At 58.5% G+C, this 17,993-nt stretch carries 14 protein-coding genes; 7 read left to right on the top strand and 7 right to left on the bottom strand.

Translation table 11 applies throughout. The features are described from left to right. Positions 1-129: 129 nt before the first annotated feature. A complete protein-coding gene (locus tag E8F12_RS23855; protein WP_280327669.1) occupies positions 130-2,019 on the bottom strand; it encodes a sigma-54-dependent Fis family transcriptional regulator in 1,890 nt (629 codons plus the stop codon). Between the two features lie 394 nt (positions 2,020-2,413). On the opposite strand from E8F12_RS23855, the gene E8F12_RS23850 reads away from it, so the two are divergent. The 5 genes from E8F12_RS23850 to E8F12_RS23830 all read left to right on the top strand — a co-directional run bounded on the left by E8F12_RS23850 (position 2,414) and on the right by E8F12_RS23830 (position 9,959). After that, positions 2,414-3,871 carry an aldehyde dehydrogenase family protein gene (locus tag E8F12_RS23850; RefSeq protein ID WP_280327668.1) on the top strand — a complete coding sequence of 486 codons (1,458 nt, stop codon included), beginning with the start codon at positions 2,414-2,416 and terminating at the stop codon, positions 3,869-3,871. Between the two features lie 51 nt (positions 3,872-3,922). Continuing rightward, positions 3,923-5,032: an NAD(P)-dependent alcohol dehydrogenase gene (locus E8F12_RS23845; RefSeq protein WP_280327667.1), complete on the top strand. Its 1,110-nt coding sequence runs from the start codon at positions 3,923-3,925 to the stop codon at positions 5,030-5,032. 16 nt (positions 5,033-5,048) lie between these two features. Beyond that, a complete protein-coding gene (locus E8F12_RS23840) occupies positions 5,049-6,578 on the top strand; it encodes an AMP-binding protein (RefSeq protein WP_280327666.1) in 1,530 nt (509 codons plus the stop codon). A gap of 252 nt (positions 6,579-6,830) precedes the next feature. Then, positions 6,831-8,561, top strand: a complete 1,731-nt coding sequence (locus E8F12_RS23835) for a DUF1302 domain-containing protein (protein ID WP_280327665.1) — start codon at positions 6,831-6,833, stop codon at positions 8,559-8,561. Between the two features lie 24 nt (positions 8,562-8,585). Next, a complete protein-coding gene (locus E8F12_RS23830) occupies positions 8,586-9,959 on the top strand; it encodes a DUF1329 domain-containing protein (RefSeq protein ID WP_280327664.1) in 1,374 nt (457 codons plus the stop codon). Positions 9,960-10,397: 438 nt separating this feature from the next. On the opposite strand, the gene E8F12_RS23825 is transcribed toward E8F12_RS23830, so the two are convergent. Then, a complete protein-coding gene (locus E8F12_RS23825; protein ID WP_280327663.1) occupies positions 10,398-11,036 on the bottom strand; it encodes a TetR/AcrR family transcriptional regulator in 639 nt (212 codons plus the stop codon). A 168-nt stretch (positions 11,037-11,204) separates the two neighbouring features. Here E8F12_RS23825 and E8F12_RS23820 point away from each other — a divergent pair, with 168 nt between their 5' ends. Beyond that, the gene (locus E8F12_RS23820) at positions 11,205-12,719 is read left to right on the top strand and encodes a hypothetical protein (protein WP_280327662.1); all 1,515 of its coding nucleotides are present in this window, start codon (positions 11,205-11,207) and stop codon (positions 12,717-12,719) included. Continuing rightward, positions 12,710-13,225, top strand: coding sequence for an SCO family protein (locus tag E8F12_RS23815; protein ID WP_280327661.1), 516 nt, complete (start codon positions 12,710-12,712; stop codon positions 13,223-13,225). The genes E8F12_RS23820 and E8F12_RS23815 overlap by 10 nt, the downstream gene beginning before the upstream one ends. A gap of 103 nt (positions 13,226-13,328) precedes the next feature. Here E8F12_RS23815 and pobA read toward each other — a convergent pair whose 3' ends face one another. From pobA to E8F12_RS23790, 5 genes are all read right to left on the bottom strand, one after another. Next, complete coding sequence (pobA, locus tag E8F12_RS23810) at positions 13,329-14,495, bottom strand: 4-hydroxybenzoate 3-monooxygenase (RefSeq protein ID WP_280327660.1); 1,167 nt, start codon at positions 14,493-14,495, stop codon at positions 13,329-13,331. Positions 14,496-14,597: 102 nt separating this feature from the next. Then, positions 14,598-15,488, bottom strand: coding sequence for a LysR family transcriptional regulator (locus E8F12_RS23805; RefSeq protein WP_280327659.1), 891 nt, complete (start codon positions 15,486-15,488; stop codon positions 14,598-14,600). Positions 15,489-15,572: 84 nt separating this feature from the next. Beyond that, a complete protein-coding gene (locus tag E8F12_RS23800) occupies positions 15,573-16,505 on the bottom strand; it encodes a DUF1932 domain-containing protein (RefSeq protein ID WP_280327658.1) in 933 nt (310 codons plus the stop codon). A 27-nt stretch (positions 16,506-16,532) separates the two neighbouring features. Next, entirely contained in the window at positions 16,533-16,931 is a 399-nt protein-coding gene (locus tag E8F12_RS23795; protein ID WP_280327657.1) for a heme-binding protein, read from the bottom strand. A gap of 31 nt (positions 16,932-16,962) precedes the next feature. Beyond that, on the bottom strand, positions 16,963-17,976 hold the full coding sequence (locus E8F12_RS23790) for an amidohydrolase family protein (RefSeq protein ID WP_280327656.1): 1,014 nt from the start codon (positions 17,974-17,976) through the stop codon (positions 16,963-16,965). Between the last annotated feature and the right edge of the window lie 17 nt (positions 17,977-17,993).

Here is a 17,993-nt window from a genome sequence, read left to right as displayed (position 1 = left end):
CCAGCGACCATCCGAAGCGGAAGTACGCCATCAAGCTGCCGCTTGCTTCGATCTACCTGACATGACCGACCCGCGGAAGCCCGGACATCAGGTGCAGCCTCGGGTCGAATCGATGCGGGGCAAGCTGAATCATTCGCGCATCTTTTTGTAGAGAGTGGTCCGCGAGATACCCAGTTGGCTGGCTGTTGCCGAGATATTGCCGTTATTGCGTGCCAGGGAGTCTCGAATGGTTTCTCGCTCCTGGCGGCGCAACGGGGACTGGAAAATGGGCCCAGAGCCTGGGACTGCGGCCAGTTTGGCCTGCATGTCTGGAGAGAAGTGACTCATGGATATTTCAGACTCCGGACCGCTCAGGATGCAGCCGACTTTCAGGGCTTGCTGCAGTTCGCGAACGTTTCCTGGCCAGCTATAGGCAAGCAGCTTGCCGAGGGTCTCCGGGGATATCGTCTTCGGCTCATCTGGGGAGAGATGTGAAAGCAGGCTCTGGATCAGGCCTTGGATATTGAGCCTAGCTCGGACAGGAGGGAGGACGACCCGAAACCCGTTGATTCGGTAGAAAAGATCCTCGCGGAACTGGTCGTTTCTCACCAACTCTTCGAGGTCGCGGTGGGAGGCGCTTATCAGCCGAATATCCAATTGAACATCACGGTTATCACCCAGTCGGGTCAGCTTGCGTTCTTGCAAGACTCTCAAGAAACGCGTTTGCAGCTCCATCGGCATATCACCGATTTCATCGAGAAACAGGGTGCCCCCGTTGGCTGCCTCGATCTTGCCCATCGCGCCGCCCTTGCGCCCCCCGGTGAAGGCGCCTTCGACATAACCGAACAGTTCCGCTTCGATCAGGTTCGAGGGAATCGCCGAGCAATTGATGGCGACGAAAGGGCGATCGGCGGCGAGGCTTTCGTGGAGGGATTTGGCGAATACTTCCTTGCCCGTTCCAGTCTCGCCCTGAACAAGAATGGAAACGTCCCCGACAAACGCTCGCCTGGATATATCGAACGCATTGTCGAGGGAGGCTTCGTTGAACGGCGAAGGCCCCGTTTTCGGTGCTGGCTGAGGGGGCTCGGGCGCTCGATAGACTATCCCGGCCGAGTTTTCCGAACCTTGCAGGCGTGCATAGATTCGGCGTCCGGAAGAGAGCGAGATTTCCTGCACCTCGCCTGGAAATCGTTGCAGGTTGCTGAGGTCACGCCGCCCTTGCGAACCGAGCAGCGCTTCCAGGGAAATGGCCAGCCGCGAGTGCTCTTCCAGGCCGAGTCCAAGCAGGCTTCTGGCACTGCGATTGGCGTGGAGGAGATACCCATGCGGATCAATGGTGATGATGCCTTCCAGTGGCGTACCGATCAGGCGGGGGTCCGCATGGACGTGCAGCAACGAGCAATCCGGCAGATCCTCATAAAGGCGATTCTCAACGCTGATCGCCGTGAAATTGATGCGGTCCTGGAGCCACAACGACGGCTGCATATCAATGCCTGAGACATTCAATACGGCGACCAATTGTCCGTCGGGGGTGCGAATGGGGGCGGCGGCGCAGAAGAAGCGATCAAGTTCGCAGAGGTAGTGCTGGCTGCCGCTTACAGTAAATGGGCGTGCCTCCTTGAGGACACAGCTGGGCGCCGTTGGGCCTAACTCCATTTCGCTGAGGCCTCTTCCGGTGACGAGTGTCTTCAGTTCGACAGCGGTCGCCGATTCAGCGTTTCGCTCGTGCACGATGACGCCGGTTCGATTCATGCAAAGGAGGGTCCAGCGAGGATCCATGAGCGATTGCCAGAGCAGCTGCATCTCAGGCGTTACATGTCGGATCAGTTGCTGGTTTTCTTCCTGGGTGTCCTGTCTTTGCTGCTTGGCGGGTCGACCGTGGTGAAGCCGACGACTCTGAGGCGTGAGACCAATTTGCCTCGAGCGTTCCCAGGAGTTCGCAAGTTCGGCCGGAATCAGTCCAGCGGGCAACGTGCCCCCTTCAGAAAACAGCTCACGGGCCTTATGCAGCGTTTGAGGGGATCCAGAGATCATCGACATTGAATACCTCGTGCATGTCTCTTGTAGTTCTATGCCATTCGCCAGCTAGGCAAGCCTTTGTTCATGGCGCCTCCAAAGGGAAGAAAGCAATTTTCTGAAGGCCAAGGCTGATGAACAGTGATGGGACAGTTTTTTTTTCCTACATGCAAGGAAGTTGAGAGGAGCGGTTCAGCTCTATTTCGATGAAATCTATCGAGATTTTCTCAATGGGCGTGCAGTTACTGGACAGTGACTACTTGTGCTGTCCGGGAGGTGGACACGCCAAAGATTAGCGCTGATGGAAAAATGCTTTAAAAACAAACAGATATAGTTTTGGCATGGTCGTTGCCCATCTCTTGTCGAACCGAACGGAGCCCTATCCGTTCAGCATCTGACGACAACTAGAGAGACAACAATGAGTCAGGTTGAAAAAACGATATCCAGCCTGCTGGCTGGTATGCCGAGCACCGATTTCCCGCTGTCCATCGCTGGTCATCTGGTACAGACGCCGCAGCGCGGTGAAGTCATCAACCCTGCTACCGGCGAGATCCTGGTGGACTACCCAATGGCAGGCCGCCAGGAACTGGAAACGGCAGTTCAAGGCGCCAAGGCCGCATTCGCTTCCTGGAGCGATACACCGTGGGAATCCCGTCAGGCGAAATTGGTCGAGCTGGCAGACCTGATTGCCGCGCGTCAGGAGCATTTCATCCGCCTGTTGACGCTGGAGCAAGGTAAGGCACGCGCTGGTGCCGAATGGGAGATAGGTGGCTGCATCCATTGGCTACGCGAGGTCGCCCAACAGACGCTTCCTCAGTCGTTGGCAAGCGGGGGGGAGCAGGGGCAAGTGCTGTGTCGGCACGTTCCATTGGGGGTCGTCGGCGCCATCACCCCATGGAACTTCCCGCTGCTTCTGGCGATATGGAAAATTGCTCCGGCATTGCTGACAGGCAATACCGTGGTCGTCAAACCGTCGCCCTATACGCCCCTTTGCACGCTCTGGTTTGGCGAACTGGCCCAGCGCGTCCTTCCGCCAGGCGTGCTGAACATCGTCGCCGGAGGAAATGAGCTCGGCCAGTGGCTGACCGAACACCCCGACGTCAACAAGATCGCTTTCACAGGCTCTACGGCAACGGGCAGTCGTGTCATGCAGAGCGCGGCTGGCAATCTCAAGCGCGTGACCCTGGAACTGGGCGGCAACGACCCGGCTATCGTGCTTCCCGATGTCGACCCGAAAAGCATCGCGGAAAAACTGTTCTGGGCCTCTTTCCAGAACAGCGCCCAGTTCTGCGTGGCGACCAAGCGGCTGTTCATCCACGAGTCGATCTATGACGAAGTGGCCGAGGCGCTTTGCGATTACGCGGCAGGCATCAAGATCGGCAATGGCCTGGACGCCGACACCCAGCTTGGACCGCTGCAGAACAAGATGCAGTACGACAAGGTGTGCGACCTGATCGAAGAGTCCCGCCGCGCCGGTTTGCGCTTCCTCGCCGGCGGCACGGTCGAGCGCGGAACAGGCTATTTCATTCCCATCACGTTGATCGACAACCCTCCGGACGACGCGCGCTGCGTGGTCGAGGAAGCCTTCGGCCCAGTTCTGCCGCTGCTGAAATACCGCGATGTCGAAGAAGTCATCGGACGCGCGAACAATACTGAGTATGGCCTTGCCGCTTCCGTGTGGGGACGTGACCTGGTGCAGGCCCAGGCGATTGCCCAGCGCCTGGAGGCCGGAACGGTATGGATCAACCAGGTCCACCAGTTCTCTCCGCACATCGCCTTCGGAGGCCACAAGCAGTCGGGTTTGGGTATCGAGAACGCGCTCGAAGGTCTGGGTGAGTACACCAACGTGCAGACCATCATGGGATGCGCGCTGTAGGTGAACCGCGGACATCTTCCATCCACGACAAGAACAACAGGAGGCAAAGCGATGGTGTCGCTGAAAGCTGCGGTGGTCCGTGAAAAGGCCGGGCCATTCAGGATAGAGCGGGTGGCCCTCGAGGGGCCGCGCGACGATGAGGTATTGGTGGAGGTGGTTGCCACCGGCATCTGCCATACGGATCTGGTGGTGCGTGACCAATACTACCCGGTACCGCTGCCGGCGGTGCTCGGCCATGAAGGTGCCGGCATCGTACGAAAGGTCGGTAGCCGGGTAACCAAGGTGAGTCCGGGCGATCACGTGGTGATGACCTTCGACAGCTGTGGCGAATGCCACAACTGCCAGAAGGGGCTCAACGGCTATTGCTCGGACCTGTACGGTCTCAACTTCAGCGGCCACCGCAGAGACGGCTCGACGCCTTACTGCGACGAGCAGGGTCATCCGGTCAGTGGCTGCTTCTTCAACCAGTCGTCTTTTGGTGAGCTGGCGATCGCCTCGCCGCACAACCTGGTGAAGGTTCCACAGGATGTGCCGCTGGAATTTCTCGGGCCTCTTGGCTGCGGCATCCAGACGGGAGCCGGGGCTGTCATTAATGCATTGAAACCGGGCGCCGGCAGCAGCATCGCCATATTCGGTAGCGGCTCCGTCGGCCTGGCTGCTGTCATGGCGGCCCGGCTGGTGGGTTGCACGACCATCATCGCCGTGGACATGAACCAGGCCCGCCTGGACCTCGCGCTGGAGCTGGGGGCGACGCACGCCATCAACGCGAAAGAGCAGGAGCCCGTCGAGACCATCAAGGCGCTGACCGCGGGGGAGGGTGTGCAGTATTCGCTCGAGTGCACAGCCCTGCCCAAGGTGCTGCGGCAGGCTGTCGAGGCGCTGCGCCAAACCGGTGTCTGCGGTCTGATCGGGGCGGCTGCATTGGGAACCGAGGTTCAGCTCGACATGAACAGCATTCTGTTCGGTCGCACGCTGCGCGGCATCATCGAAGGCGACAGTGTTCCCGACATATTCATCCCCCAATTGATCGAGCTCTGGCGGCAGGGGTCGTTCCCCTTCGATCGATTGATCTCGTTCTATCCCTTCGAAGAAATAAATCAGGCCGTCCAGGACTCCGAACAGGGCAAAGTCCTGAAAGCCGTCGTGCGGTTGAAAGGTTGAGGCGGGGGAGCACGTGATGAAGGCAGTACTGAGTACACTCAGCGAGCAGGCAGCGAAGTGCTTTGGTGACCAGGTCGCACTGATCGTCGGTGAGCGGGAACTGAGTTTCAACCAGATAGATTCTCTTGCGTCCTGCTTCGCGGCAGGCTTGCAGAAGAGCGGGGTACAGCGTGGGCAGGTGGTTATCCTGCATTTGCCCAATAGCTGGGAATGGATAGTTGCCTACTACGCTATTGCGCGGCTAGGTGCCGTGGTGGTTCCAGCCAACTTCCTCCTCAGCATCGAAGAGATAGCGTACATCGCCAACGACAGCGGTGCCGTCGCGATCATTGCTCCGCATGACCGCTGCGAATCGCTGACCGGCGCTTTGCCCCAGTCCGAAGGGCAAGCACCCATGTTGTTCATCGCACTGTCGGCAGGCGATGGAGCTAGCCAAACGGCAAGTCATTTCGTGGACTTCGGTAGCCTGTTGGAGGCGCCACCGATGCCTGTCGTCGATGTGGAACCGGACGATCTGTTCACCATTGCCTACACGTCCGGAACGACAGGGAACCCGAAGGGCGCCATGTTGAGTCACCGCAACGTGTTCATGAGCACGGCGCTAACCGCCACCGTGCACGTGCGCCGACCGGGCGAGCGAGTGGTCAGTGCATTGCCATTCCCGCATGTCTACGGAAACGTGGTCATGAACGCCTGTTTCCTGGTGGGGATGACGCTCATCTCTACCGAGCGTTTCGATGCGGGCTGGGCGCTGCAGAGCATCGAGCGTTACCAGGCGACCCTCTTCGAGGGGGTTCCGACGATGTTCTATTACCTGCTGATGCACCCTGATCTTCCTGGCTCGAACTTAGGTTCGCTGACCCGCTGCACGGTGGGCGGCCAGACCATGCCGGTGGCGAAGATCGACGCGATTACCACGGCCCTGGGTTGCCCGCTTCTGGAGCTTTGGGGAATGACCGAGGTTGCCGGACCGGTGATTTCCCACTCACCCTATCTCCCTTCCCGCCACGGCGCGGTTGGTCTGCCATTCCCGGGCGTTGAGGCAAAGATCGTCGCAGTTGACGATCCACTGCGCACATTGGCTGCAGGGGAGTCGGGAGAACTGCTGGTTCGCGGCCCGACCGTCATGCGCGGGTATCTCGGCAATGCTGCGGTAACGGCATCAAGCCTGCTCGATGGTGGCTGGTTGCGCACAGGTGACATCGCGAAGATCGATGCCGAAGGCTATGTCCATATTCTGGATCGCCTGAAGGACATGATCATCACCGCGGGCTACAAGATCTTCCCCGCTGAACTGGAGCAGATACTGGCTGGCCATCCTGCGGTGGCGATGGTCGCCGTGGCACCGGTCAAGGACGAGCTCAAGGGTGAACTGGCCAAAGCGTTCATCGTGCTCAACCCGGATTGCCGGGCCTCCGAAGTCGAGATCCTAGAGTACTGCCGCAAACACCTGGCCAGCTACAAAGTCCCCCGCAGCGTCGCCTTTGTCGACTCTCTGCCGAGAACAAGCACCGGCAAAATCCTGAGGCGCGAATTGCGCAGCTGATCATCTGAAGTACCACCACTTCAAGTTCGAGCGTTGCTGGAAAGTAATGCTCGCGCTGAATCTTTGTTCGGAGATCGTATTTCCGTTGCTTTTGGTAATTGAGGAAATGGCTGAAATATAAGAATAAAAAGTTGTCCTCCGTGCGGGAGTTAATTAACGATCAGTCTCTTGTGGCTGATGTCTTGCAAATAAGAACAAAATGGGATTGCAATGAAAAACAAGAAATTAATAGTTCGTCGAGCGCTTGTCGCTATGGGAAGTGGGTATCTGGCCGCCAGTACAGGCCTGGCAAGCGCCGTCAACTTCAATATGGGAGAAGTCGAAGGGCAATTCGACTCGCAGTTGTCCGTCGGCGCCAGCTGGTCGGTACGCGCTGCCGACCCGGACTTCATTTCCGCAGCCAGCGGCGGCAAGGCCTCTACGCGCGGTCAGGATGACGGCCGGCTGAACTTCAAGAAGGGCGAGACTTTCTCGAAGATATTCAAGGGTATCCACGACCTTGAACTGAAGTACGGCGACATCGGCGTATTCCTCCGCGGCAAATACTGGTATGACTTCGAGACCAAGGATGAGCACCGCCTGTTCTATGACATCGAGGACCATAACCGCAAAGAAGGCGCACAGTCTTCCGGTGCGCAGCTTCTCGATGCCTTTCTCTATCACAACTACAACCTCGCTGATCTACCCGGCAGCGTGCGGGTCGGCAAGCAGGTGGTCAGTTGGGGCGAGAGCACTTTCATTGGCAACAGCATCAACTCGATCAACCCCATCGACGTGGCTGCCTTCCGCCGCCCCGGCGCGGAGATCAAGGAAGGCCTGATTCCGGTCAATCTGCTCTACCTGTCGCAGAACTTGAGCGACAGTCTGTCGATGGAGGCCTTCTATCAGCTGGAGTGGGATCAGACCGTAGTTGATAACTGCGGCACCTTCTTCTCTACCTCCGATTTGGCCGCCGACGGCTGCGCGGACCGCCTGGTGGTCGCCGGCAATGACCTGCCGCCGGGCCAATCGAACAACACCGGTCCGGCCACAGGCAACAACTTCTTCATCCCACGAGCCGGTGACCGCGATGCGAGGGACGGTGGCCAGTACGGCCTGGCCCTGCGTTGGTTTGCCGAGGCACTGAACGACACCGAGTTCGGCGCCTATGCAATGAACTACCACAGTCGCGGCCCGGTCTTCAGCACTATCCGCACGACAACTCCATCCGCCGCCCTGATTCCAGGAGCGCCGAACGCTCGCTACTTCATCGAGTACCCGGAGGATATTCGCCTCTATGGCCTGAGCTTCCAGACCAACGTCGGCGGCACGGCGCTGTCCGGAGAGGTCAGCTACCGCCCGAACATGCCGCTGCAGATCAACTCAACCGACCTGGTCTTCGCCTCGCTTGGACTGCCATTGTCGCCGGTGTTCCAGTCTGGCCAGGCACAGAACACCGCCGGCAGCGACTTGCACGGCTACGATCGCCGCGGGGTCACTCAGGCCCAGCTCTCCGCGGTGCAATTCATTGATCGAGTGCTAGGGGCCAGCCGACTGACCCTGGTGGGCGAGGTGGGCTACAACCACATCAATGGCATCAGCGACGATGTCGGCGAACTGCGCTTCGGCCGCGACCCGATTTTTGGTGCGGGGCAACTGGCCTCTCAACCTACTTGCCGCGCCCTCAATGCCACCAATCCCCAGGAGTGCAATGACAAAGGCTTCTTCACCAGCAACTCCTGGGGCTACCGCGCACGCGCCAGTCTCGATTACAGCAACGTGATCGCCGGGATCAATCTGACGCCCAACGTGGCCTGGTCGCATGACGTTGATGGCTATGGTCCGAACTTCAACGAAGGCAGCAAAGCCATCAGCGTCGGCCTGAATGCCGACTATCAGAACGTCTACAACGCCAGCCTCAGCTACACCGACTTTTTCGGCGGTGACTACAACACCGTCACTGACCGTGACTTTGTTGCCCTCAGCTTCGGTGTGAATTTCTAAGCACGACCCGTAAGGACTCAAACAATGACAACCAAACAATTCACGCAATTTGGTGCGGCCATGACCCTGTCACTCTTGGCAGGCGGCGTAATGGCCGCAGTGTCCCCCGAAGAGGCCACCAAGCTGGGCACTACCCTGACTCCGTTAGGCGCGGAAAAGGCCGCAAACGCCGACGGCAGCGTTCCGGAGTGGACCGGCGGCCTGCAGACCAATGCGGCTGCAGTGGATGCCAACGGATTCCTCGACGACCCCTTTGTCAGCGAAAAGCCTCTGTTCACCATCACTGCGGCCAATGTCGAGCAGTACAAAGACAAGCTGTCGCCGGGCCAAGTCGCGATGTTCAAGCGCTATGCTGCCACCTACAAGATTCCGGTCTACCCGAGTCACCGTACTATGGCCGCGCCGCAAGCGATCTACGATGCGGCAAAGAAAAGCGCGCTCAACACCGTGGCAGTGGATGATGGCAATGGCCTGTCCAACTTCTCTGACAGCCGTTACTACGCCTTCCCGATCCCAAAGAACGGGGTGGAGGTGATCTGGAACCACCTAACCCGCTATCGCGGCGGCAACGTGCGGCGCCTGATCACCCAGGCTACCCCGCAGACCAATGGCGCCTTCACCATGGTGCACTTTCAAGACGATCTGGCCTCTCCCACCGACGTGACCGATCTGGATATGGAGAAGGCCAGCAACGTGCTGTTCTACTTCAAACAGAGGGTTACCGAGCCCTCTCGCCTGGCCGGTAACGTGCTGCTGGTCCACGAGACCATCGACCAGAACAAGGAGCCGCGCCTGGCCTGGGTCTACAACGCTGGCCAGCGTCGCGTGCGGCGCGCGCCGCAGGTTGCGTACGACGGCCCGGGCACTGCGGCCGATGGCATGCGCACGTCAGACAACTTTGAAATGTTCAATGGCGCGTTGGACCGCTATGACTGGAAGCTGATTGGTAAGAAGGAGATGTACATCCCCTACAACAGCTACAAGCTGGACTCGCCGAAATTGAAGTACGAGGACATCCTCAAGGCCGGGCACATCAACCAGGATCTGACTCGTTACGAGCTGCATAGGGTCTGGGAAGTGGAGGCCACGGTTAAACCGGGTGAACGGCATATCTATGCCAAACGGCACCTGTTCGTCGACGAGGACAGTTGGCAAGTCGCTCTGGCCGATCACTACGACGGTCGCGGTCAGCTCTGGCGAGTCGGCGAAGGACACCCCACCGTTCACTACCAGCAGAAGGTAGCGACGTACAGCGTGGAAGCACTGTACGACATCATCGCAGGACGCTACATCGCCTTGGGCATGAAGAACGAGGAGAAGCGTGGCCTTGAGTTCGGCTTCAAGGCCACCATCGCGGACTACACACCTGCCGCCCTGCGCAACGCCGGAGTTCGCTGAACCGCGATAGCGCCTTCGCCACGCCGCCTCGTTCGCAAGGCGGCGTGGCTTGTCCGGTTTCTGCCTGCTGTAAGCAAACCTGTAGTCGGTCAGCGTGTGATTTGTTGCAAGGGAAGGACCCCGCCGCGACACCAGGCAGGATCGAGGGAAGCGGGGGCAGGAGCAGATTCGCCAACGGACATTTCATGGGCAGCGCCGATTCCGAGGAGAAGCAGCGCGGTCAGTGCGATGAGCCTGAGCGAGGTCCGGGAATACACAGGACCTGGACCACCACGCGGCCCACAGCACGCTCCGCTGGAAGTCCGTGAAGGACGCCAACCATTGCTGCGAAAGCGTTGCCATCCCTTTCGGGTGGTCAAACAGCTCAGACCGAAAAGATAGGCCGCGAATGCACAACAGAACATGGCTTCTCATCCCTCGTCGCAATTCATCTATGAGCTATGGCCGGAGGTCGGTCGGAAGCGGCCTGCCCGAGATTTCGAGGGCCTCTTCGTTCGGGATGCCCAAGGCTCTAAGCAGCAGGACACAAATGCCGTGTGCGTAATCCTTGGGACGAGCCTCGCTCAATACTGCCTTCAGCGCGGTCCGCACAGTGCCCACCACCAGGTCGCTCGCGCAGCTCAGCTCCTCGAAGGTGAATCGGCCCTGGCGAAGGCCGATTACCAGGTCGGGCCTGGGGTAACCGAGCAAGTCATCGTTGACGGTCTGCCCGCTGGCGGACAGCGCATAGACGAGCCATCCCCAGGCGGAATTCTGCGTGGCGCCTTGCAGTACCAGACGCGCTTCGGCCGCGATGCGTTCTGCTGGATCCTCCAGCTTCTGGCACGCCTGGTGGATTTCGAGAAATGGATTGCGCCCGAACCATCCCCAAAGGTCATCCAGCAGGTCCTGGCGAGTTGCGTAGTAGTTGTAGAAGGTTCCCCGGGCAACGCCGGCCGCCTGGATGAAATCATCAATGGTCGCATTGCGCTCACCGAATTCGGCGACGACGCGGGCGGCGGCTTCAAGCAATTTCTGGCGGGTGCGTTCACGGCGTTTCAGGCCGATCTCGCGACGCCTTGCATTGTCCTCAGTCATGAATCGACGCAGCTCCTGCAATTCTTTCCAGGCATTCAAAATACACACAAATAGTCCAAATTGACATTTTTAGTTCAGTTGATAGCATCGACAGCGATGATCTGTACCCGGCACCGAATGAGGGCCAGGATTCCGATATGCAGTGCACAAGGCACAGGAACCCACAACATGGTTGGACAATCTGATTCAAACGATCTGGCATGGGTCGAGCAGGTTCCGAAGCTCGATGATCTGCAGGCAGGTAGCCTGAAGCGAATCTTCGATCTTGCGGCCCAGCTCCCTGACGACTGGTCAGGCATGATGGGGCGCTCCACCCTGCAGGAGGATTTCGGTTCCCTGCGCTTTCAGTTGGCGTACATGTCGTATGCCCTGGCGCTTACCCACGTGCATCGCCTGCCCGCCGCCCCCGAGCTGTTCCGTAAGCCCTTCGACCAACTGATCCAGAAGATCCTTTCCCCTGATGTCTGGACTTACTGGCATTACGTCGGGACCGGCAATGGCCCGTTCAACAGGGCCCTGGGAGAGTTGCCCGCGACCTGGAATCCGGTTGAGCGCGACAACATCATGTACAGCGCCTATGTGCAATCCATGGCGCTGCTCTATCACTACCTTTTCCGCGACGACAAGTACGCGAAGGACGGGGCACTGACTTTCTCCGTCAAGCCACTGTTCTGGGGAATGGGTGGACAGCATTTCCCGTACGACGAGCGCTCCCTGAACGAGCACATCTACTGGAACATGGTGCAGCGAGGTTACCTGGGCATTGCCTGCGAACCCAACTGCGTCTTCCAGGTGTGCAATCAGGTCCCGATCCTGGGCTTCCGGTTCCATGACCTGGTTTACGGCGGCTCGCTCGCCGAGGAGGTCACCGACGGTTACCTGAAGGCCTGGGAGGAGTTTGGTGTGCTGGACGATTCGGGCCACTACCGGATGATGGTGCAGGAGCACGAGCGTGCCGCCATCAGCTTTCCCGACCAGGCATGGGTGGACTTCTGGATGGCTTCGCTGATGCATGCGTGGAATCCCGACATGGTCCGGCAACACTATCCCGAGCAGCTGGCGCACTGGGCGGTGGACGGGCCAGATGGCACCCTTTCGATCAAGCCCACCATTCCGCCCAATGGCTCCGACCGCTACTCGGCGCGGGACTTCGGCTGGGCCGCCGTATGCGCGTCCGAGGTCGGCGACGATGAAACCTTGTCTCGCCTGCTTGCCTATGCCGATCGCTTCCTGCATCCGACCTGGGCCGATGGGGCATATTTCTATCGGCGCCATGACCAACTGCTGGACGCGGATGGCAACTTCGCCGCCATGGACCCGCACACGGGCAATGCGTTGCTCGCCTATGCGCGCCTGAACGTGTCCGGCGGGTTGCAGAAGCTCTTTGCCGGCCCCTTGGACGATTCCCATTTCGCGCAGCCGGCGTTAGTGGATTGCAAGCCTGGACTGGATGTGCGCCGGGCCTGGTTTGCGAGCGACAGGAACGCATTGGTGCTGACGGTGGCAAAGGCTACGGAGGCCGGCTCGGTGCGTCTGGAGGTCGGGAATGGGATCGGGCGGGGCAACTGGCGACTGCTGCGAGATGGAAGGCCGTTCGACGACCATGTTCATTTGCGGGGCGAGCGCCTCATCATCGAATTCGAACTGCAGGGCGAAACTACACTGGTGCTGTCATGGGTATGAATGTCGGGGTCTCGAGCCATTTCTCTTTGATCGATCACCATGGGCAGGCGGTTGCGGATACGGATTACCGCGGTTCATTCATGCTGGTCTACTTCGGCTTCACCCATTGCCGAGTGGTCTGTCCGCGCGCTCTTTCCAAGTTGTCGACCGTGCTTGATCAGCTTGGCGCACGATCAAGTCTGCTGACGCCCTTGTACATCACCGTCGACCCGCAACGGGATACGCCGGAAGTCATGCGATCCTACCTGGAGGCCAACTTTCCCCGGTTTACGGGGCTGTGTGGAACGCCTCAACAAGTCGATGCGGTGAAGCAGTCGTTTCGAGTATTCGCCTCCCGTAGACCGGACTCGAACGAGCCGGACGGCTACACGATGCCGCATACTGCAATCGCCTATCTGATAGGCCCTGACGGCGAATATCGCACCCACTTCGCGGACAATCTGGAGGTAGAGACCATTGTTGCCCGCCTGAATGTGATTCTTGATCAGGGGCAGAGCGATAGTTGACTAAGAGCGAACTCGCCGCACTTTTCGGAGTAGACGCGAAGGCACAAGGCTGACCATCCATAGCCCGGAATGCATCCGGGCTATGGACTACCCGTAATTTGATCTAGTCCAATCCGACAAAGTTTTCCGCGATTGCGGCCTGCGCTGCCCTGGAGCCCATGGTGTACTCCAGTTCCGCGAGCTGGATCTTCCGGTGGAAGGGGTTATCGGAAAGCTTGTGGAACAGTGTCGTCATCCACCAGGAAAAACGGGCTGCTTTCCATACGCGCTCCAGACAGGTGTCGGAATAGTCGTTCAGTTTTGTGCGGCTGCCGTTCTGGTAAAAGTCCTGTAGCGCATCGTAGAGCGTCTTTGCATCACAGACTGCCAGATTCAGTCCTTTCGCACCTGTTGGCGGCACGATGTGGGCGGCATCACCGGCCAGGAACATGGATCCGAACTGCATGGGTTCGCAGACAAAACTGCGCAACGGAGCGATGCTCATTTCAAGTGCGGGCCCCGTGACCAGACGCTGCGCCACTTCGGCCGGCAGTCGGCGCTTCAGTTCCGTCCAGAAGCGCTCTTCCGGCCAGTCTTCGATCTTTTCGTCGACCGGAACCTGGATATAGTAACGACTGCGGGTTTTCGAGCGCATGGAGCAAAGTGCGTATCCATCTTCATGATGGCAATAGATGATTTCATCGGACACTGGCGGTACTTCGGCCAGCAAGCCTAGCCAGCCGAACGGATAGGCATATTCGTACTCGGTGATATTCTCGGCCCCGACCGACCTGCGGCTAACTCCATGGAAACCGTCACAGCCTGCAATGAAATCACAATGGATCTCATGGGCTGCACCATCTTTTTCATAGGTGATCCGCGGCGAGCCTCCATGGAAATCGTGGGGTGTCACGTTCTCAGCTTCATAGATGGTCATCGCGCCACTGGCTTCGCGGGCGTCCATCAGGTCTCGCGTTATTTCGGTCTGACCGTAGACCATCATTATCTTGCCCCCGGTCAGCTCCTTGAACGGAATTCGCTCGCTTCGGCCATTGAATAAAAGTTCAAATCCTTCATGAATCAAACCTTCGCGCTCCATTCGTTCATGAACCCTGGCCTCGCGCAGTATATCCACCGTACTCTGTTCCAGTACCCCCGCACGTATACGGCCAAGAACATACTCCTTGCTCTTCGCCTCCAGAATAATGTTGTCGATACCCTGATTCTGAAGCAGTTGGCCGAGCAGATGTCCTGCGGGGCCGCCGCCGATAATGGCTACTTTTGTTTTCATGATTGCCTTCTCGAATGGTTTTTGTGGATGTGGCGTGTGAAATTTTTCAGGGCGAGCGAATGCTTGATGGTTCTCTTCAGGCCATTGAACAGAGTTGCCGTTTCAAGTCGATTGAGCGATCTGTTTGATGAACTCAATAAAAGCACGAGCCTTGTTGGACAGTAGGCGACGGCTCGAATAGACGGCAGATATGACAGCGGTGGCCTCGATATTGAGTTCGGGATACACCTGCACCAGGCGACCCCGTTCGATGTGGGGACGGCAATAGATCAGCGGGCACAGCGAGACGCCTGCGCCCTCGATCACCATTTCGCGCACCATCAGCGGATCGTTGATGTGCATGACACCGGTCAGGTCGATTGTCTGCCTGGTGCCGTTGTTACGGATCGACAGTCGTGCTTGTCCGTAGCGTTTTTCACAAACCCGGATATGCGGTACGAGGTCTTCGATTCCGCCGTCAAGCGGGTGAACGGCGGCATAATCCGGACTGGTGATCCAGACAAGAGAAGTTTCCAGCAGTGTCTGCGCGACCAGTTCGGAATCGTCCAGCGAACCAATCACCAACGCGATATCAATCTGGTCGCGGATGACATCAACATTGTGGCTGGTCACTACCACTTCCAGATTGATCAATGGGTAGCGCTTGCTGAACTCGGCCAGGCGTCCCCCCACGATCTCTCGACTAAAGGCCATCGGCATTGCGACTGAAAGCCTGCCCCTGGGGATCGATGTCAGTCCTGCCATCTGGGCATTGGCGGCTTCAACCTGCTCCATGATCAGCATGCAGTGGTGATAAAAAGCTTTCCCCTCGCTGGTTACTCGCACGTTCCGAGAGTTACGCTCAAGAAGCCGTACACCCAGGCCTTCTTCCAGTCGGCTGATGCACCGGCTTACCGAGGACTTGGGCATGTTCAGGAACTCGGCTGCAGCCGTTACTCCCTGTTGTTCGACGACAGCGACGAATACTGGGACGTCATCAATGCTCCAGCTCATGGACAAGTACCCTTTGTTTGAGCGTTCAGTCTTCTAGATCCAGAGGATATGGGGACACGAAGTCCCCTACTTCAGGTATTTCCTTCAAGAGCGCGTAAGACCAGCTGTGTCGCGGGACTCCAGTGACTGCAGTATCGCCTTTGCCAGTACGTGGCGATCGCGGGGCACTTCGCGAAAGCGCTGCTTGATGGCCAGGTCTGTGATCAACTGCTGATGCTGGGCCGTGGCACTGGCCATGTGATTGCTGACATCCAGTTCTTCTAGCGTTTGGGCTACTTCACGCATTTCAGCCGCGCGACGTTGGCCGTGAACGACGACACGTTCCATCATGTAGTCGGCCAAACCGTGTAGATCGTCCATATGCAGGGTCTTGGCCGCAGACGCCAGGATCTGATCAGCGATGCCGACTTTCTCCGCTGCAGTGACGCACTCGGTCAGCAGGCTTTCCATGCCCTTGATCAGAATGCTGCGCAGCATTTTGTTGGTTGAGGCCTGTCCTACCTGATTGCCATTGATCTGAAAGTTCAGGTCAAGTGTTCCCAGCAGTTCCATGGCCTGATGCGCCGCGGGTGCGGAAATCAGCAGGGGTGTGCGATGCAGCTTGGGATGCACGGGCGACATCACCGCGACGTCAAGGAAGTGTGCTCCCGACGCCTCTATCAATTGGGCGGCCCTCCGTTTTTTCGACGGGGCTACAGAATTGATATCGAGGTAGTACTGGCCGGGTCCAAGGCGGGGAGCGACTTGCTCGGCAGCATTCAAGCTCTGATCAGCAGTGACTGCCGAGATCACGATAGGCGCGCCGGCGACGGCTTGCGCCGCCGAATCTGCGCTCTGAACGCCCAGCGCTCTGCACTGGGACAGTTTGTGCTCTCTTTCAGCCCTGTCCTCGAACAGGCGGTCATAGACCTTGATCTTCAAGTTCTGCAAGGGCCTCCAGCCCTCTGCGAATGCCATGGCGGCTTCACCAAATCCGATGAAGGCGATGTTCAGTGGCATACCGTCACTGCTGGTCATCAGTACGGTCCTCCTGCGGTAGCTGATTCATTGCAAGGAAAAGGCATCGACCGCGGCTTGGGCACAGACCTCGTCCTGGTCTTCCTTGCCACCGGCAACACCAATGGCGCCCACCACCTGGCCTTCGACCAGTACTGGCAATCCCCCGGCAAACAGGGCGACCCGAGGATGCTGCGCAAGACCTGCGGTGATTACCGGACGCGCTTCGAGCAGCGGCTTCCATCTACTCGTTGGCCATCCGTAGGCGGCCGCTGTGTAGGCTTTCTTCTCGGCAAAATCACGGGCTGGCAAAGGGGCGCCCGACATTCGCAAGGACACCAGCGAGTCACCGCTGACATCAACGACTACGGCATTGATCCTGAACCCCAGCGCCGTGGCTTTCTCGATCGCGGCTTTAGCCAGAAACTGGGCGGCCTCGAGGGTCAACGAGGACTTCGGTTGGACTTTCCGCATGGTCTCAAGCCGTTACAAGGCGCGGGAACACCCGACGCGCATTGTCTTCGAAGATCATTTGCTTCTGTTCGGCACTCAACTTCCTGTTGCCGTCGATATAGCGCTTGGTGTCATCGAAATAATGTCCGGTACGAGGGTCCACACCGCGGACCGCACCGATCATTTCGGACGCAAAGAGTATGTTCCTGGTAGGAATGACATCCAGCAACAGGTCGATCCCTTCCTGGTGATAAACGCAGGTATCGAAGTAGATATTGTCCAGCACGCGTTCTTCAAGGTCGCCGAGTCCCATATCCAGTGCCATGCCACGGAAGCGTCCCCAGTGGTAGGGCACTGCGCCGCCGCCATGGGGAATGATGAAGCGCAGCGTGGGGAAGTCCTTGAACAGGTCCGACATCATCGCGTGCACGAAGGCGGTCGTATCGGCACTCAGGTAATAGGAACTGGTGGTGTGGAAACACTCATGACAAGCGCCGCTGACATGGATCATCGCCGGAATATCCAGCTCGACCATCTTTTCGTAGATGGGGTACCAGAAGCGATCGTGCAGCGGCTTGTCCTTCCAGTAGCCACCGGACGGGTCCGGATTCAGGTTGCAGCCGATGAAACCCATCTGCTCGACGCAGCGTTCGAGTTCGGCGATGCAGGCTTCGGGCTTGACCAGGGGGCTTTGCGGCAACTGGCAAACCGGCGCGAAGTTCTGCGGAAATAAATCGACCACGCGCTTGATCAGGTCGTTGCAGTGGGTGGTCCAGGCGATGCTGGTGGACTCGTTCCCGATGTGATGGCCCATCCAGCTAGCTCGTGGCGAGAAGATAGTGAGGTCCGTTCCGCGCTCTTTCTGCAGCCGCAACTGGTTGTTCTCGATGCTTTCACGGATCTGATCGTCGCTGATGTTCAGCACCCCCTTGATTGCCTGATGAAGGGGGTCGCTTTTCAGGTCGGCTTTCTGTCGGTCACGATAGTCACCGAGTTCAGAAGGTGTGGTGGTGTAGTGGCCGTGGCAATCGATGATCATGATTCTGTTCCTGGGTC

It is taken from the genome of Pseudomonas sp. BN102 (assembly GCF_029871245.1).
Classification (GTDB): domain Bacteria; phylum Pseudomonadota; class Gammaproteobacteria; order Pseudomonadales; family Pseudomonadaceae; genus Metapseudomonas.
The sequence above is the reverse complement of the archived record's forward strand: the minus strand, read 5'-3'. Positions and strand labels throughout refer to the sequence as shown.

Coding starts and splice junctions, on each gene's coding strand:
- E8F12_RS23855 (WP_280327669.1), bottom strand. CDS start 2,019: ATGTCGATGATCTCTGGATCCCCTCAAACGCTGCATAAGGCCCGTGAG.
- E8F12_RS23825 (WP_280327663.1), bottom strand. CDS start 11,036: ATGACTGAGGACAATGCAAGGCGTCGCGAGATCGGCCTGAAACGCCGT.
- E8F12_RS23790 (WP_280327656.1), bottom strand. CDS start 17,976: ATGATCATCGATTGCCACGGCCACTACACCACCACACCTTCTGAACTC.
- E8F12_RS23800 (WP_280327658.1), bottom strand. CDS start 16,505: ATGACCAGCAGTGACGGTATGCCACTGAACATCGCCTTCATCGGATTT.
- pobA (WP_280327660.1), bottom strand. CDS start 14,495: ATGAAAACAAAAGTAGCCATTATCGGCGGCGGCCCCGCAGGACATCTG.
- E8F12_RS23815 (WP_280327661.1), top strand. CDS start 12,710: ATGGGTATGAATGTCGGGGTCTCGAGCCATTTCTCTTTGATCGATCAC.
- E8F12_RS23840 (WP_280327666.1), top strand. CDS start 5,049: ATGAAGGCAGTACTGAGTACACTCAGCGAGCAGGCAGCGAAGTGCTTT.
- E8F12_RS23845 (WP_280327667.1), top strand. CDS start 3,923: ATGGTGTCGCTGAAAGCTGCGGTGGTCCGTGAAAAGGCCGGGCCATTC.
- E8F12_RS23830 (WP_280327664.1), top strand. CDS start 8,586: ATGACAACCAAACAATTCACGCAATTTGGTGCGGCCATGACCCTGTCA.
- E8F12_RS23805 (WP_280327659.1), bottom strand. CDS start 15,488: ATGAGCTGGAGCATTGATGACGTCCCAGTATTCGTCGCTGTCGTCGAA.
- E8F12_RS23820 (WP_280327662.1), top strand. CDS start 11,205: ATGGTTGGACAATCTGATTCAAACGATCTGGCATGGGTCGAGCAGGTT.
- E8F12_RS23850 (WP_280327668.1), top strand. CDS start 2,414: ATGAGTCAGGTTGAAAAAACGATATCCAGCCTGCTGGCTGGTATGCCG.
- E8F12_RS23835 (WP_280327665.1), top strand. CDS start 6,831: ATGGGAAGTGGGTATCTGGCCGCCAGTACAGGCCTGGCAAGCGCCGTC.